Raw genomic sequence first — 19,959 nt, 5'->3', positions numbered from 1 at the left:
TGCGCTGTTGCCCCTGTTTTTCCGGTGATTTATTACTGAAGATCTAGGCTAGGTAGACTAGTTTTAAATTAGCGGAGAATTGGTCCTATTTTTAATTTTGTGTAAGCTGTTCAGCTTAAATTATTAATTTTATACTGCCTTAAGGCTACTTAGATATCAACTATGAGTGAAACTGTACTAACTAAACCTAAAATAGGCATTGTATTATCTGGCGGTGGCGCAAGGGGAATTGCTCATTTAGGCATTCTAAAAGCCTTAGAAGAATTCGGTGTGCAGCCCACTATTATTTCGGGGACTAGTGCAGGAGCTATCGCTGGTGCGTTTTATGCCAAAGGGTTTTCTATTAAAGAAATACTTGCCATTGTTAAAAGTGGAAAATTTTTCAATTTTTCTAGTATTCTGATTAAAAAGCAAGGTGTGTTTTCTATGAAGGGATTTGAAAATATTTACAAACAATATTTCCCGAAAAATGTATTCTCTGATTTAAAAATTCCACTTTATGTCACAGCTACTGATATTATGAAAGGGGAAGTTGTACATTTCTCTACCGGTAACCTTTCTATGTCATTAATGGCTTCTAGTTGTATTCCTGTCGTTTTTCAACCTATTGCCTATAAGGGAACCTATTTTGTGGATGGTGGTGTACTCGATAATTTTCCAATTGATCCAATATTAAATAAATGCGATAAAGTAATTGGCATTTATGTTAATTCCATTAAAAAAGAAGTGGAAGCCATTCATATGAACGATATTTTGGATAGAAGTTTTCATTTGGCGCTCAACAATAACTTAGGACCAAAAATTAAAAAATGTGCCTTGTTTATAGAACCACCAGACATGAGTCAGTATGGTATTTTTGATTTAAAAAAAATTGAAGAAATATTTGAATATGGTTACCAGTATGGCCGCACTTTAGAAAAAGAAGTCAAAGCATTACTTGGGGAGTAAAATTAATGGTGAAAGAAAAAACTACTAGTTAAAACTCGTTTCATGTTCTGCTTGTAGCAATACCATAATAAGTTATTTAATTACACTATGGCTCCAGTTAAAAACCAACAGAGGTATTTTTCCTGTTTTATGGAAAGTTGTTAACTGAATGAGGAAGGTAAAATCGATAACCTATCTACTACCAAATATTGCACTGCCGACACGAATCATGGTACTCCCTGCGGCAATGGCTATTGGATAGTCGCCACTCATTCCCATAGAAATTTCTTTAAAGGAAGACTCGTTATTAAATACGTCACTTTTTAAGGTGTCAAAAATGTGCTTTAGGGTATCAAATTCTTCTTTTACTACTTGCTCGTTTTCAGTGAAAGTTGCCATTCCCATTACACCTCTAATTTCTACGTGCTTTAATGCGGTAAACAAATCATTGGCAACCATTTCATCAATTATTGTCGAATTAAAGCCAAATTTACTCGCTTCTTTTGCAATATGGAATTGTAATAAAACCGGGATGATACGTTCATTTTTTGCTCCTTCTTGGTCAATTTTCTTTAAAAGTTTAACACTGTCTACCGCATGAATTAAACTGACAAAAGGGGCAATGTATTTTATTTTATTACTTTGTAAATGACCAATGAAATGCCATTCAATGTCCTTGGGAAGTGCCAAGTGTTTTTCCGCCATTTCTTGGGCCTTATTCTCGCCAAAAATACGTTGATTGGCAGCGTAAGCTTCTTGTATTAATTCCTTTGGCTTCGTTTTTGACACGGCGACCAAAGTTACTCGTGCAGGAATATTTTCTTTTAATTGTTTGAGCGCTTCTTGTACCATCTTATTCTGTTTCTAAAGGATAAATAGTTAAACCACTTCTTAATTTAGGTTCAATCCATGTCGATTTTGGCGGCATAATTAAATTGGCATCTGCTACATCAATTAATTGACGAGGAGAAATAGGGAATAGACCAAATGCTACTTTTGCAACTCCTTTGTCCACCACTTTTTTTAATCCTTTCATGCCTTTATCCCCACTTACAAAGTCAATACGTTCATCTTCTTTTAAGTCTTGAATGTTTAGAATTGGTTGTAGTATCAATTGGGTTAAAATATAAGTGTCTAATCGCTCCACAGGATGCTCGTAATTGATGAGTTCGGGTAATGGCGTTAAACTATACCATTTTTGCTCTAAATACATGCTTATCTCTCCAGATTGTTTTGGCGCATAAGTTTTACCAGGTTTTTCCTTTATGATGAATGAATTACTGATGATTTCTAAGTAGGATTTAATACTCAAACCATTTAAATCTTTAACTACACGGTTAAAATCTAATATATTTAATTTTTGATCGGATATGAAAAAGGCCAAAGCATGCTGGTTCACTTTACTTTTAATCTCACTTTCTTCAAAATACCTAGCGGAAGAAGCACAACGGTGATGCCCATCAGCGATATAAGTTTCTTCTATATCGTTAAAGTGATGTTGAATTTCTTGTAAGGTATTTTCATCATCAATCACCCATAATTCATGTTTCACTCTATCTGTGGTGGTATATTCATATTCTGCTCTAACCTTAGTCTGTGCAAGTAATAAACTGTTTAAATCATCATGGTGTTTATGAAAAAGTAAAACAGGTTCCGCATTAAAACCAACTGTTTTTAAATATTTAGAAAAAGTAGCTTCTCTTTTAGTAATCGTTTCTTCGTGCTTTTTTATTTTTCCAGCTTTATATTCATTTAAATCAGCACCGCCAATAAAACCGAGGTATTGATGACCATCTTTGGTTTGTCTATAAACATAAATAGAATCTTTTTCATCCTGGAGGAAAATTCCTTCTTCAAAAAACTCATTAAATCGCTCTTTCACACGTAAAAACCTACCTTTTGTATTTGGTTTGGTTTTATTCTTTTTGTGAAATTCAGGGTTGATAATATGAATAAATGTATAAGGATTACTCTTTAACTTTGCAGCTAACATACGTTTGGTGTAGGCGTAGTAAGGCCTTGAAGCTACCAATTGTACTTTATCTCTTACTGGTCGGATGGCTTTGAATGGTTGAATGTGCGTCACAAATATATTTTATTGCGAATATAAAATAATTAATAATAAGTGTAGGGTAGATACTATTTAAAAAAAATTAATAAATTTGGTAAACAACAACCAAAAACTTATATGAATTTTACAATAGATACCAAGGGGAATTATACGGTTATACAGTCTAATGTTGAAAAATTAGATGCCACTAATGCTTCTGAACTCAAAAGTGAACTGGTTCTGATAAATAAAAATGCAGTAAATTCTATTATTTTAGACTTAAACAAAACGAAGTATTGTGATTCTTCAGGTTTGAGTGCTATCTTAATAGGGAATAGATTGTGTAAAGATGCAGGTGGTGTTTTTGCCTTGTCTGGATTACAAGCCAATGTAGAAAAAATGGTGAAAATATCTCAATTAGACAAAGTTTTAAATATCTACGAAAATTTAAAAGCTGCCACTAGTTTCATTGAAACAAAATAAAAGCACCTAGTCTACCATAATAGTATGGTACCCTATGGTTACCAGGAGAGATTAATAAAATAATTGTTTTATTGGTTGGACTTTTGGTAAAAAAAGAGGTCGACAATATTGATCTATATCCATTTTATAAAACCTATTTTATACTGTAAGAGAAGGAATGGTATGCTGCTCTAAAGGGTAAGTACATTTCCAACACGCCATAGGAATACAAAATATTGGCTATTTTTTCTGCACATAATACCACGACATACTGAAGATTATTCCAATAGATTTAAGCAGTAAAAAGGACCACTATACTTGATTATTTATGGTTTTAGGTAAACGAATCCATCTAGCATAGTGCTTGGTACTATCTCAAAATCATCACAGTTCCTTTGAACTCATGTACATTATCTAAAGAAAGATCTTTAGCAGATATGGACCAAACATAAGTGCCATCCAAAACATGTTTTCCACTTAACATGGTGCCATCCCATGTAGCTTCCGGATCATAAGATTCCCATACTAATTCTCCCCATCTATTGTATACCTTTAAATTAAAATCGTAAACATCAATTCCTTCAATGTATACCCGCCAATTATTATTCAACTGGTCTTGGTTAGGGGTGAAAACATTTGGTGCGTATATAATAACATCACTTTTCACGATTACTTCGTGTGACACTTCATTGACACAATTTTTATCGGAAGTAGCAATTAATCTTACCGTGTAATTATTTGGTATTCCTTCAGGGTAGGTTGCAATTGCATTAACTAATGATGAACTGGAAGGGATACTAGAAGGCATTTCCCAAGCGTAAGTATTGGTTCCTGTAGTTTGATTAATAAGGTCAACTACCGGACTATAAATAGTCGCAGGAGATGGTGTTACATAGAATTCAGGGTCTGGAATTGGATTAACTTTCAGAAAAGCATATTTGGTAATTTCATCTCTACAACCTTCAGAAGATTCTACATATAAAGTTACATTATAAGTATTCGCTTCTTCAAAAGTGTGCGTTACATTATTATTGTTGTAATTTTTACCACCAATAGTCCACAACACATTATCCACTAAACTTGGAGTGGTAGTCACAAATAAATCAAATATACCAGGCGCACAGGATTCATATTGATTGGCATCAAAATCAGCCACAGGAACATCATTCATGGTATATGTTTTACACGCTGTTACCGGTGTAGTTTCACAAGCATCAGAGACAGTAACACAATAAGTAGTCTGTGTATTTGGCACCGCTGAATAAATAGGTGTCGCTGAATTTACTAAAGAACCATTTGCGGTCCAATAATAGTCATATCCATTTAAACCGCCTAAAGGTTGGTTGACAGCAAGTGCTGTGTTATTGTCACCAGGACAAACGGAAGTATCGGAATAATTAAACGTAAAAGAGATAGGGTCGTATAAAAAGGTAGTCACATTCAATGTATCGGAAGAACAATTATTTTGATTTAATGCATAAACAGAAACCGTAGAGTCAGCTAGGGGAGAGATTGGTTGAATAGAGTTTAAAGATCCGGTGTGCGACCAATTGAAATTAAAAAAGGTACCATTTACAGCATTTGCTACATGCGTAGCCGTTCCATTTATACAAACTGTAGTATCGGCGGAAAGCGTTAGTACTACTGATAAAGGATCTATTAATGTAACTACAGAAGAAAATGAACAACCGGCAACATCTCTGGATACAACATTATATACGCCAGCACTCAAACTATCAAAAAAGTTAGAGGTTTGAAAAGTAGCGCCATTATCAATACTATATTCTATGGCACCAAGTGTTCCAAAAGAAGTAACATTTATACTGCCATCTGCATAAGCGTTACAAGAAGGATTTACATTTAAAGAGGTATGGGTTTCTGTTGAAAAAATAGCAACCAAAGAATCTATTACAGAAGGACAAATATTGGCAGTGTCTGATTCTGTAAAAAAGACGGTATAATAGCCTGGGTTATTTGCGACTATGGTAGGGGATAAACTCAAAATATTCGGTAAGAATGTAAATCCACTACCCACGCCAGGAGGGTAATTAAAGCTCCAAAACCCTGTGGTGTTAGTATTTGCTAAACTAGTAGATAATGGCATAAAAGTAGCAGCACAAGCAGTATCGTCAAGACCAGCGTATGTTGGACTTAATGGTGTGTTTACATAAATTTTAGCAGTATCTTGCCATGAGCTATCAGGTGAAGTCCATGTAACGATATAAATGGTGGTGTCCGAAGGGTTAAATGAAATTGTTGGAATGGTTATATTGACATTCGTCATTGGTGAAACTAGCACTGTAATTGGACTAGTAGCTGGCAACATTGCCGTATAATCAATGGTAGCTGTATTTCCTAAACAAATAGTTCTTTCTTGGCTAGAGCAGTTTTCCACCCTTACAATATAGTCTTCCGTTTCTCCATAAGTTTGGTTGGCGCATGGAGTAATAGCGGAACCAGCTGAAGAAAAACTTGACCTGACCCGCATTCTATAGTCCGAACAAATAGCAGTAGCAGGTACCGTAAATGTACCTGAATATACCTGAAAACCTGAACTAGGAGATTCATAAATTTTTTCACCTGGATCATTAAAATCCAAATCTTGGTTCCAATCTATCCAAACGGCAAACCCTTGTGCAAAGCATCCTGATCCTGGACAAGGACCATTTGCGCCTGTAGCAGCACCTTGAATATTAAGACCAATCGTTGCTCCGGGTCCTGTCACTAAAACCATACCCATGAAACTTGAATAATTATTACTTGCACTGGTAGCACAGCCTGAGCTTAAATTTGAAATATTGGTTATTGCTCCAGTGGTCCAAAAGTTATCAATCATATCATTTGTAGACCATGGATTAAAACAAGGTTGGGAATTATTAGGTACGCAATATCCTCCCGCTTGAGCATGACTCGTGAAGCTAGCGAAAAGTATGGCTATCAATAAATATAAATTTTTCATTCTGCGCATTTTTCTAATTCGTCCATATTTACCGCTTTACCTTCACCATCAACCGTTTTATGAAAACAACCAATTTGATAGCCTAATTCTTTCATCCAATTTTTGAAATTAGTTTCTGTAAGGTCCTTATTTTTGTCTGTAAAACAAAAATAAGTTTCACCAATATAATCTGTTCTAGAAGCTAAAATACCATCTTGAGTCCCCATAAAAGCATCAATTTTGGCTGCTTCTTCGTATGTGGTAATGGTCTTAATTTTAAATTGAATGATATGTCTACCAGTAGATTGGTGACCAGATGTAAAAGAAAACAAAATTGCAACTAATAAAAAAAAAGCATATTTTTTCATAGAACTGAGGGTAAAAAAAACATTATTATCTACTAATATAACGTTTTTTTTTTCGCAGGGTTGCTTATCTTAATCCTCTTTTGGAGCGAATCTATCTAAAACTATCAGTATCAATATTCCAACTAGAAACATTGTAATTACCAACATTAATTCAGGACTAGTTGCGTGATTGATTTCAAATTGTTGTGGAGAAATATTTTTTTGAAGTAAGGGTATAATTTTTTCGTTTGGCTCTCCTGCATGTTTCGTAAAGGTGGTAATGGTTTCTTTCCATGGCCAAATTTTATTTAAAGAGCCAATTAAAAAACCAGTCAACACGGCAATGACCACATTTTTTGATCTCTTAAATAGGTAATTTAAAAATCGAGAAAAACTGATTAATCCAACAATACAGCCCAATGCAAATACCATGATTACGGAACCATTTGCCATTATAATTTCGGTACTCATTGCTTTTAATCCCGATAATAGATTCGATAAACTTTCTAGTATAGTTGCATACGCTCCTAACAATACTAAGATAAAACTACCCGATACTCCAGGTAATATCATGGCACAAATGGCAATGCATCCACAAATAAAAATATACCATAAATTATGACTTTCCGTAAAAGGCGGTAAAATAGTGATATAATAAGCCACTGCTGTACCAATAATTAGTGCGGCTATCGTTTTAATATCCCAACGTTCTACTTGTTTACCAACTAGCCAAACGGATCCCAAGACCAATCCAAAAAAGAAAGACCATAGTGGAATTTCATGATGTTCTAAAAGGTAGGATACAACTTTTGCCAAGGTTAATAAACTTGTCCCAATACCTAACAAAAGGACTAAAAGAAAATTGCCATTAATTTGTTGCCATGCTGCTTTTATGCCATTCTTTTTGATGGTTTTAAAAAGTGATAAGTTTAAATTACTAATACTTTCTAACAATTCTTCATAAATACCAGTAATAAACGCTATGGTTCCTCCCGATACGCCGGGAACAACATCTGCTGCTCCCATGGCACATCCTTTTAAAAATAAAGTGACTTTAGATTTACTTTTTCCCATCCTTTTTTGCCACTTGACGTAAATTAATAGTAACATCTTCAGGTAAATGCTCGAAAAAAGTATCTCCCCTTAAACCTAGTCTTAAACATTCTAATGGAATCACTTCGTTTGGAGCAATATTTCCTAAGTTTACATTAGATCCGAATAATTTAATAAACCAAACTTGTTGTGTTTTTTGTGGTGCTTCCCAAAGAATATCTTCGGGTTTAATTTTAGCTATAATTTTATTGATTAAATAGGTATGTGCGGTGCCATTTGGACGAAATACGCCTACATTACCACTTTCTCTTCCTTCAGCAATAACTTTCCATGAGCCAGCTTCTAATTCTGTTTGCATCATCTTAATCCATTTGGCAGGACTAATAATTATACCAGCATCTTTTGAACCTACTTCAGAAAGAACCGTTCTAGATTTAGCTAATTCACGAATGTACTCTAGTTTTTGATCATGCGGTATTTCAATAGAACCATCAGATACTTCACATAAATCTAAATCGTATTTATCACACAAACGTTGGTAGTCATCAAATTTGTTTCTAGCAATAAATGCTTCGAATAATGTTCCACCAAAGTATGGACGAATATTATGTTTTTTATAAAGTTTGACTTTTTCTTCTAACTGATTGGTAACATAAGCTGTTCCAAATCCTAACTTTGCAATATCAGTTAAGTTTTCGTTTGCACTAATAAAGTCTTCCGTTTGTCTGATACTTAAACCTTTATCCATCATCATAGTTAATCCATGATTTCTTGGTTTTATTGGTCGTTCTGGAATGTTTGGTAACTCGAAATTATTCGCCATTTTGATTGATTATTTTTGTAAAGTTTTTGATTAAATTATATTCTGGAAAACAATCGGTAATTGCTTTGATTGTTTTTTCTTTATTATTGCTTAAATTATTTTTAAAAATATTAAGTGCTGCACTTTGTTCCCCAATTTCCCATAACAATTTTACTTGATACATTTGGGTTGGAATAGATAGTTCAGTTTTTAAAGCCAATTGCTCCATGAAGTCTATCGCTTCATATATATTATATTCGTATTTTATTTTTGCTAAAATTTCAGCAGTATCTGGTGAGGCAATATTTAATTGTAATGCTTTTTCTAAGTGTAATTCAGCTTCTGTGAAACGAGCCAATTTATAAAGTGCTTCGCCAATTACATGGTGATAATTATCATTATTAGGTTGCAAAGAAATTGCTTTTTGAAAATAACTGATGGCCTGTGCTGTTTTATCTTGTAAATCTTTTACAATTCCAATACCAACATAAGCATCTGCCAATTGAGGATTGAATTTTAAAGCATCTTTATAACATTGCAATGCATTGTCAAGGTCTCCAATTCTCTCGTATGCTTCACCTAAGTAACACCAAGCTAAATCATCTTCTTCATCTATGGCAATACAACTTTTATAAGAATCAATTGCTTTTGAATATTCCTCAATTTGCATATAGGTATTCCCCATATTAAAATATGCAGAAGAAAAGTTTTCATTAATAATGATGGCATAGTCATATGCCCATAAAGCCTTTTCAATATTTTTCTTTAAGAAATAGATATTTCCTAAGTTATACCAAGCGGTAAAAGAGTAGGGGTGGTTGTCTATGTATTGTTTATAACAACTAATACATTTGTCAAAATCACCAATTCTTTCATAACAATAGGCTATTTCATATATAGCAGACTCATTATCTGGTGAGATAATTAAAAGCTCTTCTAATATTCTAATGGCTCCTTTTATATCATTATTGTTTTCATACTCTAAAGCTAAATCAAGCATGATGTCAATAGATTCTTCATCCAAATTGCCACTTAATTTTTCAATGTCTAGTGCTTTTTCGTAGTATTTTATAGATTTAGAATGGTCACGTAATTGACTGAAAATAGAAGCTATGGTTAGATAGATTTCCGGATTATCAGGATCTAGTTTTTCTAATTGTTGTAATATGAGTAAACTTTCTTTTAATTTACCAGTAGTAGAGTAGAGTTGCGCTTGTCTTAATTTAAAGAACAAAGCAGCAGGATGCAAATTCATGGCGAATTCTACCGCATAAAGTGCTTTTTTAATCTTATTCTTTACAATATAATGGTCGATTATATCTTCTAAACTATCTGGTTCAAAATAGAAGGAACTACCATCTTTAACCATTTTTTCAAATCGATCTAATTCTAAGTCAAATTGTTCATCATCTTCTAACATATAAAATTATTACAGTTGATACTCAAATATACTCAAAAAAGACGCCTGATTAAGGGCGTCTTTTAATTTTTTCAACACAGTTTTGAACATGTGCTTATTTACCAGAACGTTTTCTTTCGTTTTCTTTCAAGTAAATTTTTCTAAGTCTAATGCTTTCAGGGGTTAACTCTACATATTCATCTTCTTGAATATATTCTAAAGCTTCTTCCAATGAAAATAATTTTGGTGGTACAATTCTTACTTTTGCATCCGTACCTGACTTTCTCATGTTAGTCAATTGTTTGGTTTTAGTAACGTTTACAACTAAATCGTTGGCTTTACTATTTTCTCCAATCACTTGTCCTTCATAAATAGGCATGTTCGGCTCAATAAAGAAACGACCTCTATCTTGTAAGTTGTTCAATGAGAAAGGAATACTATTTCCATTTTCCATAGAAATTAAAGAACCATTAATACGACCAGGAATATCTCCTTTGTAAGATTCATATCCAACATATCTATGTGTAACTACTGCTTCTCCACCAGTTTGTGTTAACATATAACTTCTCAATCCAATAATACCTCTTGAAGGAATTTTGAATTTACAAATCATACGTTCACCTTTTGGTTCCATGCTGACCATTTCCCCTTTTCTTTTTGTTACAATATCAATTGCAGTTCCAGAAAAAGATTCCGGTAAATCAATCGTTAAATCTTCAATTGGCTCACATTTCTTTCCATCAATTTCTTTGAAAATAACTTGTGGTTGTCCAACTTGAACTTCATAACCTTCTCTACGCATTGTTTCTAACAATACAGACAAGTGCATTACACCTCTACCAAAAACCATCCATTTATCTGCTGATGCAGTTTGTCCAACTTTTAAGGCTAAGTTTTTCTCTAATTCTTTTTGTAATCTATCGTGAATGTGACGAGAAGTAACAAATTTTCCTTCTTTACCAAAGAAAGGAGAATCGTTAATGGTAAACAACATACTCATTGTTGGTTCATCAATCGCAATAGACTTTAAAGGTTCAGGATTTTCAAAATCACAAATTGAATCTCCAATTTCAAATCCTTCAATACCAGTTACCGCACAAATATCTCCTGGTTGTACCGTTTCTACTTTTCTTTTTTCAATCCCATCAAATACAAATACTTCTTTGATTTTATGCTTTTGTAAAGTACCATCTCTTTTAGCAAGCATGATATTTTGGTTTGCACTTAAAGTACCTCTAGTCAATCTTCCAATAGCGATTCTTCCAATAAAAGAAGAATAATCTAAAGAAGTGATCAATAATTGTGTATTTCCTTCTGGAATTACTTTTGGTGGAAAATAATCTAAGATTACATCCAATATAGTATTAATATCTGTCGTTGGTTTTTTCCAATCTTTACTCATCCAACCATTTTTAGCTGAACCGTAAACAGTTTCAAATTCTAATTGATCTTCTGTTGCATCTAATTCAAACATTAAATCAAATACTTTTTCATGCACTTCATCCGGTGTACAATTGTCTTTATCTACCTTGTTTACTACCAATAATGGTTTTAAACCTAACTCTAAAGCTTTTTGCAATACAAAACGAGTTTGTGGCATTGGACCTTCAAAAGCATCCACTAATAAACAAACACCATCTGCCATGTTTAATACTCTTTCTACTTCACCACCAAAATCGGAGTGACCAGGAGTATCAATTACATTAATTTTAGTGTCTTTATAAAAAACAGATACGTTTTTTGAAGTAATGGTAATTCCACGTTCTCTTTCAAGATCGTTGCTATCCATTATTAAATCTCCACCGCTTGTTCCTTTAATAGGGTTTTTGCCAGCTTCAATCATTTTATCAACCAAGGTAGTTTTTCCGTGATCGACATGGGCTATAATGGCAATGTTTCTAATTTCCATATTATCTTTTTATCTTTTATTATCTATTATATGATCTTCTACTTGAACTTCCACTGTTTCCACCGCTTCTTCCGCCTCTGCTATCTCGTCCTTTACCAAACTCTCTTCTTTCCCCACCACCTGATCTTGGACTTCTTCCGCCACCACTAGATTTTGAACCAGAATTGGTTACTTCAACATTCATTTCTTTCCCTTCGAAATCAACACTTTTTAATGCATCAATGATGGTTGATGTGTGTGCGTTATCTGCTTCAAAAAAGGAAAAATTATTTAAAATATCAATTTTCCCAACGTTAGTTTTTGATAAACCTGCACTGTCACAAACTAATCTTAGTAATGCACCATGATTAAAGCCATCTTTCTTTCCTAAATTAACAAAAAATCTTTGTTGGTTAGAATTGTCATAACTTCTATCGCTTCTTTCACCTCTTTCGCCTCTGCTACCTCTGTCACTTCTTTCGCCTCTATCTCTATCTCTACTATTTCTTCTTCCGCCATCATCATCTCTTGCATTTCTGTCTTGACTTGCATTGATGTTAGATGCTTTTGAATAATAATTTAAAAAACGATTGAATTCAGCAGAAACAAATTTAGTAATGATTTCTTCTTTTGTAAATTCACCCAATTTTTCCATTACAGAAGGGATGTATTTTTCAATTTCTTTATCGTTTACTTCTACTTCAGTAATTTTATCTACTAAGTGTAATAATTGTTTTTCGCAAATTGCACCTGGTGCAGGAATTTCTTGAAAAGCAAATTTAGACTTAATGATATTTTCAATACTCTTAATCTTTCTACCTTCACGGGTATTGATTAATGCAATGGAAACACCTTTTTTACCTGCTCTTGCTGTTCTACCTGAACGGTGCGTGTAATTTTCAACATCTTCTGGCAATTGGTAATGAATTACGTGTGTAATATCATCCACATCAATACCACGCGCAGCAACATCCGTAGCGACTAAAATTTGAAGTGTTTTATCTCTAAACTTCTCCATTACTCTGTCACGTTGTGCTTGTGATAAATCACCGTGCAATGGTTCCGCATTGTAACCTTCTTGCATTAATTTATCAGCAACAGCCGCAGTATCTCTTCTTGTACGACAGAAAATTAAACCATAAATCTCAGGATTGAAATCAATGATTCTCTTTAAAGCATTGTAACGATCTCTTTCTTTTACAGAATAGTAATGGTGTTCAATATTTTTGTTGGTTTCGTTTTTACCACCTACAGTGATTTCAAACGGATCAGTCATGTAGTTTTTAGCAATACGTGCCACATCTTTTGGCATGGTTGCAGAAAATAACCAAACTGACTTTTCTTGTGGTGTAACTTCTAAGATACTATCAATATCTTCTTTGAAACCCATGTTCAACATTTCATCAGCCTCATCTAAGACAACTGTTTTAATTTTTGAAATGTTTACTTTTTTTCTTTTGATTAAATCAACCAATCTACCCGGAGTGGCAACAACAATGTGTACTCCTCTTTCAATGGTTCTAATTTGTTTGATGATATCCGTACCACCATAAACAGCAGTAACTTTTAATCCTCTTACATTGGCTGCGTATTTTTCCATATCCTTAGATATTTGTAAACACAACTCTCTTGTTGGACAGATTACTAAACCTTGTACGTTTTTAACGTTAACATCAATTTGATTCAACATTGGCAAACCAAAGGCTGCAGTTTTACCTGTACCAGTTGAAGCAAGTCCAACTAAATCACTATCGTTCTCTAATAAATAAGGGATCGCTTGTTCTTGGATTGGGGTTGGACTTTCATAGCCCATTTCGGTAATTGAAGATAAAATATCTTCATTTAATCCTAATTCTTTAAATGTCATAAATTCATTTTATTTTATTGCTCAAGTCAATTTTTGACTCGAGTTTCATAGCTATTTGTCAATGAAAATCAGTAAAATAAATGAAACTCAACACCCACGAATTTCTTCAATTAACCAACAACTACTCACTTTTATTCGGCTTCTTTTTACGCCAAATTTTCCGCAAAGATACGTTAAACAGTTTAATTAGCAATAGAAATGCACAATTTAACACTTTTTTAAGATTAACAAAGTTTTGTTAATCAAATATTTTTTTTATGCTCAACACCCTTCACTAAAAGGACGAAGCACATTTTTATGGGTATAAAAATAGCTATTTTAGTCTTGATTATTTTTTTAATAAAACTTTTAAATTAAGTGTAAACAATATTTATTATATTGTTATCGTTATGAAATACAGTGTGTTAATAATTTATAGCACGTAAAACCCAAAGCATATGAATAGATTAATCTTGATTTTAACATTGGTTTGTGTTGCTTGTAATACTGAGTATGATAAGGAAAGTGAGGTAGTAAAAACAGTACCCTCCTTGGATTTTATAGCAGCTAAAGTTTTTAAATCTGGATTTTAATCAACTGCAAGGGCCAAAACAAACTTTTTTATGTAACGGGGAAGTGTTTGTTGGGTTTATGGATAAAGAAACACAAGGATAATATCAATAATTTTCCGGTGTTTTTGGAAAACGCCTTCCCCTAATTCTGTTTTAATTCAATGCCTGAATACCTTTCAATTGGTGGACTATACTATCCGCTATTTTTTCCCAAACAAATTGTTCTTTTACCAATTTTAAAGATTGTTTTTTAAATGCTGTCAATTCTTCAACAGGCATTTGAATCATGGATACCATGGCATTTTGAATACTTTCAGGACTAGAATCTGGTATAACCAGACCATTATGTTGAATCATTTTTGCGGTTGCACCAACATCAGTACCAATAATTGCCAATCCATTGGCCATGGCTTCTAAAATAACAGTCGGCATACCTTCTGCGTAAGAAGGACATAGTAAAACATCTGCATTTGATAGATGTTCTTGTATTACGTGGGGATTTTTAATTTCTCCTAAGTATTCCACGTTTTTATTCGTTAAAATTTTATTTGGAGGAATTGGTCCTATAAAGGTGAATGAAAAGTTAAAGATGTTATTATTACTTATGTTTAATAAAGCTTGGGTCAATTCTTCTATGCCTTTTCTTCTTTCGTTTCGACCAATAAAAATAAATTTTAAAGGCAAATTGTTTTTACTAATATTTGGTTTGATCCATTTCGATTCTATCCCATTGGATTGGTCTAGTATTTTTTGAGGCGCCAACCCAATTTTTAATAATATGTCGTCAATTTTGGCACCAAACGAATAGACATAGTCCGCTTTTTTACATAAGCGTTTTACAACTGGTCGCAACATAGCATGTTCGAGTTGTACTTTTGGATTGGCTGCAATTTGAAACATTTCAAAACCATGAAAATTGACCAATACCTTTGGTTGGATGGGTTGGTTTACAAATTCCCAGCCAGTAAAGCCTTGCGCATATACAAAGTCAAACTGATCAAGTTGCGCTTCGTATTTATGAAAGATTGCTTTGGAATAAGCCTTATTCTCTATGATATAGTGTCCTGGTAATTTTCCTTTCGCTAAAAAAGGAATGAACTGAATATGCAATAAATTATTTTGAGCCGCAGTAAACTGTTCGGCCACATTTTCTTCAAAGCTTGAAGCGCCAGTATTTCCACAATGCACCAAAGTCACTTTAATGTTTCTGTCTAATAAAAGACGGACCAATATCATGGAATGTTTTTGCATTCCACCTGTTACGTATGGCGTAATTCCATCTGTTAAAAAAAGAATATTCATGTTTTGATTATGGTAAAATGACGTTTAATTTAAATTCTTTATTGATATCTGTCATGATTCTTTCCATAAATACATGGTAATATCGATTTATTTGATCCTGGTGTGCTTTATATACTGCAAAAGAAGCGTGTAAATTATTGGTAAAAGGAATTCTTTGCTCAAATTTATACAAGGTTAATTCAATTCCATCTTCCTCTATGTATCTGGATAACCAGTCTTTTTCTACCATTTTATTAAAAATAAAATGGAATTTTTCAGGAAAATGTCCCAACTCTTTTTTTGTCAAGCTGTAAATGTCTTGAATAAAATCATTTAATGGGATAGGGGAGAATGCACTCCAATTTTGACTGATAAAATGGTCTAAAATAATATCACTCGCAATGTAGGATATGCGTTTTACGCCGCCGTCTTGAAAAATTTTAGCTACCGCATGAATTTCTTCTGCAGAATCTGTATAGGAATCTATAAACCTATGAATAGTAACCCCTTTTAGAATGTCTTTTGGAAGGGCGACGAAGTTATTCAAGTCTCCCTTGAAGTGGTCGCCTCCTATATTCCCTGCGATAAACTCTGGATTATATTGTGTTAATAAACAATGGCCTAAAAAATTCATAATATTAGCTTCCTACTTTAAAATCTGAGGTGAAATGAAAAGTGATATCTGGATAATCTGTCTGTGCCATTTGCAATAAAAAAGGGGTTTCTGCTAAAAACACATAATTGTCGTCCTTATCTTTTGCAATATAAACAGTTTTTGCTCTGATAAATTCTTCCAATTGCTTTTGATTATCGGTGGTCATCCAACATGCTTTATAGTATCGTTTTGGGGTAAATGCACATTTGGCGCCATACTCGTGTTCTAAACGGTAAGAAATAACTTCAAACTGCAGTTGTCCAACGGTACCGACAATTTTTCTATTACCTGGTTGTTGGATAAATAATTGTGCAACACCTTCATCCGTTAATTGCTTAATTCCTTTGTCTAATTGTTTAGACTTCATTGGGTCTCTGTTTTCTAACTCCATAAATATTTCTGGAGAGAAACTAGGGATTCCTTTAAAGTTAATGGCTTCACTTCCTGATGAGATAGAGTCACCAATTTTAAAAGAACCAGTATCGTATAATCCAATTACATCCCCTGGATAAGCTTCATCAATCACACTTTTATCTTGTGCCATAAAGGAAGTAGGATTAGAGAATTTCATCTTTTTAACGTTCCTTGAATGGTTGTAAAATGTATTTCTTTCAAATTTTCCGGAAACAATTCTTAAAAAGGCTATTCTATCGCGGTGTTTAGGATCTAAGTTGGCGTGAATTTTAAACACAAATCCAGAAAAGTTTTTATCTAAAGGTTTAATAAATCCATGGTCAGAATCCCTACCTCTAGGGTGCGGAGAAATGCGTAAAAATGCTTCCAATAATTCTTTGACACCAAAATTATTTACTGCTGAGCCGAAAAATACTGGTGCAATATCTCCTCTCAAGTATTCTTCTGGATCGAACGGGTCGTATACACCATTGATCAATTCCATTTCTTCCCTTAAGACTTCCGTTGCACTATCGCCAATGATTTCATTCAATTCAGGATCGTTAATGTCTTTCACATTAATAATTTCTTCAGAAATCTTAGTTTTATTGGCAGCGAAAAGGTTTAAGTTTTTATCAAAAATATTGTATACTCCTTTAAAAGTGTGCCCAATACCAATAGGCCACGAGAGTGGTCTCACTTTTATGTCCAGTTTTTGTTCTAATTCATCTAATAAATCAAATGGGTCTCTACCTTCTCTATCCATTTTATTAATGAATACGATTACCGGTGTTTTTCTCATCCGGCAGACTTCCATTAGTCTTTCTGTCTGTGCCTCAACACCACTTGCACAGTCAATAATAAGGATAACACTATCCACGGCTGTCAAAGTTCTATACGTGTCCTCTGCAAAATCTTTGTGACCAGGGGTGTCTAATATGTTTATTTGCTTTCCACCATATTCAAATGCCATCACAGAAGTGGCAACCGATATCCCTCTTTGTTTTTCAATCTCCATGAAATCGGAGGTCGCAGTTTTTTCAATTTTATTATTTTTAACTGCACCTGCTGTTTGAATAGCACCACCAAATAACAGTAACTTCTCGGTTAAGGTCGTTTTTCCGGCATCCGGGTGTGAAATAATGGCAAATGTTCTTCTTTTTTCAACTTCTTTTTCAATACTCATATATGTTATTAACTGGTCGTTGTTCTTATTTTGGTTAAGGTATTTTCTAAAACGGAAACAAAAATAATGGAAAATACGTACATTTGGCTTATGATTGCAAGGAATAAGAAAAAAAGCTTTCTTTTTGTAAGTATATTTTTTTTATCGTTTTGTGGCTTTTCAAATTCAAATGGTGGTAGTTTGTTTAATGAAAAAGTGGCTAGTTTATCCAACGATACGGTATATGTTAAAGCAAAAAAAGACTTTTTAAATTTTACCCATGGGTTATACAACACCCTTGGAGATACTACTTTAAGTTATACTGCGTTTGAGTATGCAGCAAAGGGTTATTTTAATTTATTGCGCAAAAGAAAAGTGTCCAAAGAACGCTTTTTTACGGTGATAGATTTTGAAAAACCATCTACCGAAGAGCGATTATTTATCATTGACATTTGCTACAATCGAATTATATATAAGTCAATTGTATCTCACGGAAAGAATTCTGGAGGACTTTATGCCAATAAGTTTTCAAATACCAATGCTTCCCACCAAAGTAGTATAGGTTTTTATGTGACTACTTCTACCTATCACAGTTCAAAATACGATTTAGCTTTACGTTTGGATGGTGTTGAGTACTCGAATAGTAACGCAAGTAGTAGAGGGGTGGTGATGCATGGCGCAGAATATGCAACGTATGAATTTTTAAATAGAAACGGCATGTTAGGACGTTCTTATGGTTGTCCTGCTATGCCTTATAAAAACTTTGATAAAGTGGTAGATTGGATTAAACATGGTTCTTGTTTGTTTATCTACTATCCCGATAATTATTACTTAAAAAGATCGAGGCTTTTGAACTCAAGAGATTATCTTGCTTTTTTCGTTTAAGCTTCTCCTTTAAAAGTATAGCCTAAGTCCGTTACTTTTTTCTCTACTGAATCGGCAGTGATGTCTCCTTCAATAATTAAGGTATGGTTGCCTAAATCTACTTTAGCACTGGTTACATTGTCCATTTTACCGACATTTGTTTCTACATTGTTTTTACAATGATTACAAGTCATGCCTTCTACTATATACGCTTTTTCCATTTTTTCTATTTTTAAGGTTTGTGGGAAGATTTTTTTGTATTCTACCTGTAATATCATGGCAATTAATACCAAGCCACTTATGATATTGATCCAAGATTGGTGTTCGTGTTGGTGTGCTGCAGCTATATCGTTTAAAACAAACCAACTTGGGTCTAAAACGTAATCAATCAGTAAACCGAAGCTCATTGCGCCTATAACAATAACTGCTACGTAAGCTATAGTGAATTTTTTACCTATGGAACGCCAAAGTACAGTTATGGTTGCTATGTTAGTTGCTGGACCAGCCATTAAAAATACCAACACAGCTCCTGGACTCACCCCAATAATTAATAAGGAAGTAGCAATGGGGACTGAACCAGTAGCACAAACATACATAGGCACAGATGCAAGCAATATAATCAACATACTGATGATGGTATTGTCGCCAAATTGGGTTAAAAAATCTGCAGGTATAAAAGTGGTAATAATCGCTGCTAATAATACCCCTAATAATAATTGTCGAGAAATATCACTTAAAAAATCGACAAAAGCATATTGATAAGTGGTTTTTAACTTTTCACTTAAACTTAATTTAGGCGCTATTTCAACTGCGGTTTCTACCTTTGCTTCAACTAGAGATGTACCTGTAGTTTTTTCAATAAACCATCCGCCCAATACTCCTGTAATCAAGGCAATTATAGGTCTAGCTATTGCCCAGTATATATTCATTAAAGAATAAGTAATTAGCATGGAGTCTATTCCAGTTTGTGGGGTTGAAATTAAAAAGGATCCGGTAGCCCCTTTACTGGCCCCGTTTTTATAAATAGAAACCCCTGTGGGAATAACGCCACAAGAACACAAAGGCAAAGGAATACCAAGTAAAGTCGCCTTAATTATCGACCCTAAGGTTGGTTTCCCCAAATGTTTTTTAAAAAGTGTTTTGGGTAAAAAAACATGTAACAACCCCGCTATTAAAAAACCGAGTAATAAATAAGGCGCCATTTCTATAAATAGGTTCCAAATTTCTTCTAATATTGAATAAACATAATGCACAATGCAAAGTTAGTTTTTTTCTTTCTTTAGAAAATGATTTTTATCCTAACTTTGTCTAAATATT

General features: G+C 33.6%; 17 protein-coding genes. 4 read left to right on the top strand and 13 right to left on the bottom strand.

The window, feature by feature from the left end:
* The first annotated feature begins 162 nt into the window (after positions 1 to 162).
* A complete protein-coding gene (locus DNU06_RS07455) occupies positions 163 to 948 on the top strand; it encodes a patatin-like phospholipase family protein (protein ID WP_111062618.1) in 786 nt (261 codons plus the stop codon).
* Positions 949 to 1,119: 171 nt separating this feature from the next.
* Here DNU06_RS07455 and DNU06_RS07450 read toward each other — a convergent pair whose 3' ends face one another.
* On the bottom strand, positions 1,120 to 1,779 hold the full coding sequence (locus DNU06_RS07450) for a YggS family pyridoxal phosphate-dependent enzyme (RefSeq protein WP_111062617.1): 660 nt from the start codon (positions 1,777 to 1,779) through the stop codon (positions 1,120 to 1,122).
* Position 1,780: 1 nt separating this feature from the next.
* Entirely contained in the window at positions 1,781 to 3,013 is a 1,233-nt protein-coding gene (locus DNU06_RS07445; RefSeq protein ID WP_158526842.1) for a DUF1015 domain-containing protein, read from the bottom strand.
* Positions 3,014 to 3,115: 102 nt separating this feature from the next.
* Between DNU06_RS07445 and DNU06_RS07440 the strand changes: the two genes are divergently transcribed.
* The gene (locus DNU06_RS07440) at positions 3,116 to 3,460 is read left to right on the top strand and encodes an STAS domain-containing protein (RefSeq protein WP_111062615.1); all 345 of its coding nucleotides are present in this window, start codon (positions 3,116 to 3,118) and stop codon (positions 3,458 to 3,460) included.
* A gap of 349 nt (positions 3,461 to 3,809) precedes the next feature.
* On the opposite strand, the gene DNU06_RS07435 is transcribed toward DNU06_RS07440, so the two are convergent.
* The 7 genes from DNU06_RS07435 to DNU06_RS07405 all read right to left on the bottom strand — a co-directional run bounded on the left by DNU06_RS07435 (position 3,810) and on the right by DNU06_RS07405 (position 13,733).
* Positions 3,810 to 6,398: a GEVED domain-containing protein gene (locus DNU06_RS07435; protein WP_158526841.1), complete on the bottom strand. Its 2,589-nt coding sequence runs from the start codon at positions 6,396 to 6,398 to the stop codon at positions 3,810 to 3,812.
* Complete coding sequence (locus DNU06_RS07430; protein WP_111062613.1) at positions 6,395 to 6,745, bottom strand: hypothetical protein; 351 nt, start codon at positions 6,743 to 6,745, stop codon at positions 6,395 to 6,397. Before DNU06_RS07430 ends, DNU06_RS07435 begins: the two co-directional genes overlap by 4 nt.
* A gap of 69 nt (positions 6,746 to 6,814) precedes the next feature.
* On the bottom strand, positions 6,815 to 7,798 hold the full coding sequence (locus DNU06_RS07425) for a DUF368 domain-containing protein (protein WP_111062612.1): 984 nt from the start codon (positions 7,796 to 7,798) through the stop codon (positions 6,815 to 6,817).
* Positions 7,785 to 8,600: a phosphosulfolactate synthase gene (locus tag DNU06_RS07420; protein WP_111062611.1), complete on the bottom strand. Its 816-nt coding sequence runs from the start codon at positions 8,598 to 8,600 to the stop codon at positions 7,785 to 7,787. The genes DNU06_RS07425 and DNU06_RS07420 overlap by 14 nt, the downstream gene beginning before the upstream one ends.
* Positions 8,590 to 9,999, bottom strand: coding sequence for a tetratricopeptide repeat protein (locus DNU06_RS07415; protein ID WP_111062610.1), 1,410 nt, complete (start codon positions 9,997 to 9,999; stop codon positions 8,590 to 8,592). Before DNU06_RS07415 ends, DNU06_RS07420 begins: the two co-directional genes overlap by 11 nt.
* 94 nt (positions 10,000 to 10,093) lie before the next feature.
* The gene (gene typA, locus DNU06_RS07410; RefSeq protein WP_111062609.1) at positions 10,094 to 11,887 is read right to left on the bottom strand and encodes a translational GTPase TypA; all 1,794 of its coding nucleotides are present in this window, start codon (positions 11,885 to 11,887) and stop codon (positions 10,094 to 10,096) included.
* Positions 11,888 to 11,906: 19 nt separating this feature from the next.
* A complete protein-coding gene (locus tag DNU06_RS07405) occupies positions 11,907 to 13,733 on the bottom strand; it encodes a DEAD/DEAH box helicase (protein ID WP_111062608.1) in 1,827 nt (608 codons plus the stop codon).
* A gap of 437 nt (positions 13,734 to 14,170) precedes the next feature.
* On the opposite strand from DNU06_RS07405, the gene DNU06_RS18100 reads away from it, so the two are divergent.
* Positions 14,171 to 14,305, top strand: a complete 135-nt coding sequence (locus DNU06_RS18100) for a hypothetical protein (RefSeq protein WP_262510045.1) — start codon at positions 14,171 to 14,173, stop codon at positions 14,303 to 14,305.
* A gap of 132 nt (positions 14,306 to 14,437) precedes the next feature.
* Here the strand turns inward: DNU06_RS18100 and DNU06_RS07400 are convergent, their stop codons facing one another.
* The 3 genes from DNU06_RS07400 to DNU06_RS07390 are packed head-to-tail and all read right to left on the bottom strand — an operon-like array spanning position 14,438 to position 17,799.
* Positions 14,438 to 15,586, bottom strand: a complete 1,149-nt coding sequence (locus tag DNU06_RS07400) for a glycosyltransferase family 4 protein (RefSeq protein WP_111062607.1) — start codon at positions 15,584 to 15,586, stop codon at positions 14,438 to 14,440.
* 7 nt (positions 15,587 to 15,593) lie between these two features.
* Positions 15,594 to 16,199, bottom strand: coding sequence for an acyl carrier protein phosphodiesterase (locus DNU06_RS07395; RefSeq protein WP_111062606.1), 606 nt, complete (start codon positions 16,197 to 16,199; stop codon positions 15,594 to 15,596).
* 4 nt (positions 16,200 to 16,203) lie between these two features.
* Positions 16,204 to 17,799, bottom strand: a complete 1,596-nt coding sequence (locus tag DNU06_RS07390) for a peptide chain release factor 3 (protein WP_111062605.1) — start codon at positions 17,797 to 17,799, stop codon at positions 16,204 to 16,206.
* Positions 17,800 to 17,865: 66 nt separating this feature from the next.
* On the opposite strand from DNU06_RS07390, the gene DNU06_RS07385 reads away from it, so the two are divergent.
* Positions 17,866 to 18,663, top strand: coding sequence for a murein L,D-transpeptidase catalytic domain family protein (locus tag DNU06_RS07385; protein ID WP_111062604.1), 798 nt, complete (start codon positions 17,866 to 17,868; stop codon positions 18,661 to 18,663).
* Here the strand turns inward: DNU06_RS07385 and DNU06_RS07380 are convergent.
* Positions 18,660 to 19,895 carry a permease gene (locus DNU06_RS07380; RefSeq protein WP_111062603.1) on the bottom strand — a complete coding sequence of 412 codons (1,236 nt, stop codon included), beginning with the start codon at positions 19,893 to 19,895 and terminating at the stop codon, positions 18,660 to 18,662. The two genes, DNU06_RS07385 and DNU06_RS07380, sit on opposite strands and share 4 nt — an antisense overlap.
* Positions 19,896 to 19,959 lie beyond the last annotated feature (64 nt).

The sequence above is a fragment of the Putridiphycobacter roseus genome, assembly GCF_003234935.1.
Taxonomy (GTDB): domain Bacteria; phylum Bacteroidota; class Bacteroidia; order Flavobacteriales_D; family Crocinitomicaceae; genus Putridiphycobacter; species Putridiphycobacter roseus.
This window is presented reverse-complemented; position numbering and strand designations above follow the sequence as displayed.

Coding starts and splice junctions, on each gene's coding strand:
- DNU06_RS07455 (WP_111062618.1), top strand. CDS start 163: ATGAGTGAAACTGTACTAACTAAACCTAAAATAGGCATTGTATTATCT.
- DNU06_RS07450 (WP_111062617.1), bottom strand. CDS start 1,779: ATGGTACAAGAAGCGCTCAAACAATTAAAAGAAAATATTCCTGCACGA.
- DNU06_RS07440 (WP_111062615.1), top strand. CDS start 3,116: ATGAATTTTACAATAGATACCAAGGGGAATTATACGGTTATACAGTCT.
- DNU06_RS07435 (WP_158526841.1), bottom strand. CDS start 6,398: ATGAAAAATTTATATTTATTGATAGCCATACTTTTCGCTAGCTTCACG.
- DNU06_RS07430 (WP_111062613.1), bottom strand. CDS start 6,745: ATGAAAAAATATGCTTTTTTTTTATTAGTTGCAATTTTGTTTTCTTTT.
- DNU06_RS07425 (WP_111062612.1), bottom strand. CDS start 7,798: ATGGGAAAAAGTAAATCTAAAGTCACTTTATTTTTAAAAGGATGTGCC.
- DNU06_RS07420 (WP_111062611.1), bottom strand. CDS start 8,600: ATGGCGAATAATTTCGAGTTACCAAACATTCCAGAACGACCAATAAAA.
- DNU06_RS07415 (WP_111062610.1), bottom strand. CDS start 9,999: ATGTTAGAAGATGATGAACAATTTGACTTAGAATTAGATCGATTTGAA.
- typA (WP_111062609.1), bottom strand. CDS start 11,887: ATGGAAATTAGAAACATTGCCATTATAGCCCATGTCGATCACGGAAAA.
- DNU06_RS07405 (WP_111062608.1), bottom strand. CDS start 13,733: ATGACATTTAAAGAATTAGGATTAAATGAAGATATTTTATCTTCAATT.
- DNU06_RS18100 (WP_262510045.1), top strand. CDS start 14,171: ATGAATAGATTAATCTTGATTTTAACATTGGTTTGTGTTGCTTGTAAT.
- DNU06_RS07400 (WP_111062607.1), bottom strand. CDS start 15,586: ATGAATATTCTTTTTTTAACAGATGGAATTACGCCATACGTAACAGGT.
- DNU06_RS07395 (WP_111062606.1), bottom strand. CDS start 16,199: ATGAATTTTTTAGGCCATTGTTTATTAACACAATATAATCCAGAGTTT.
- DNU06_RS07390 (WP_111062605.1), bottom strand. CDS start 17,799: ATGAGTATTGAAAAAGAAGTTGAAAAAAGAAGAACATTTGCCATTATT.
- DNU06_RS07385 (WP_111062604.1), top strand. CDS start 17,866: ATGGAAAATACGTACATTTGGCTTATGATTGCAAGGAATAAGAAAAAA.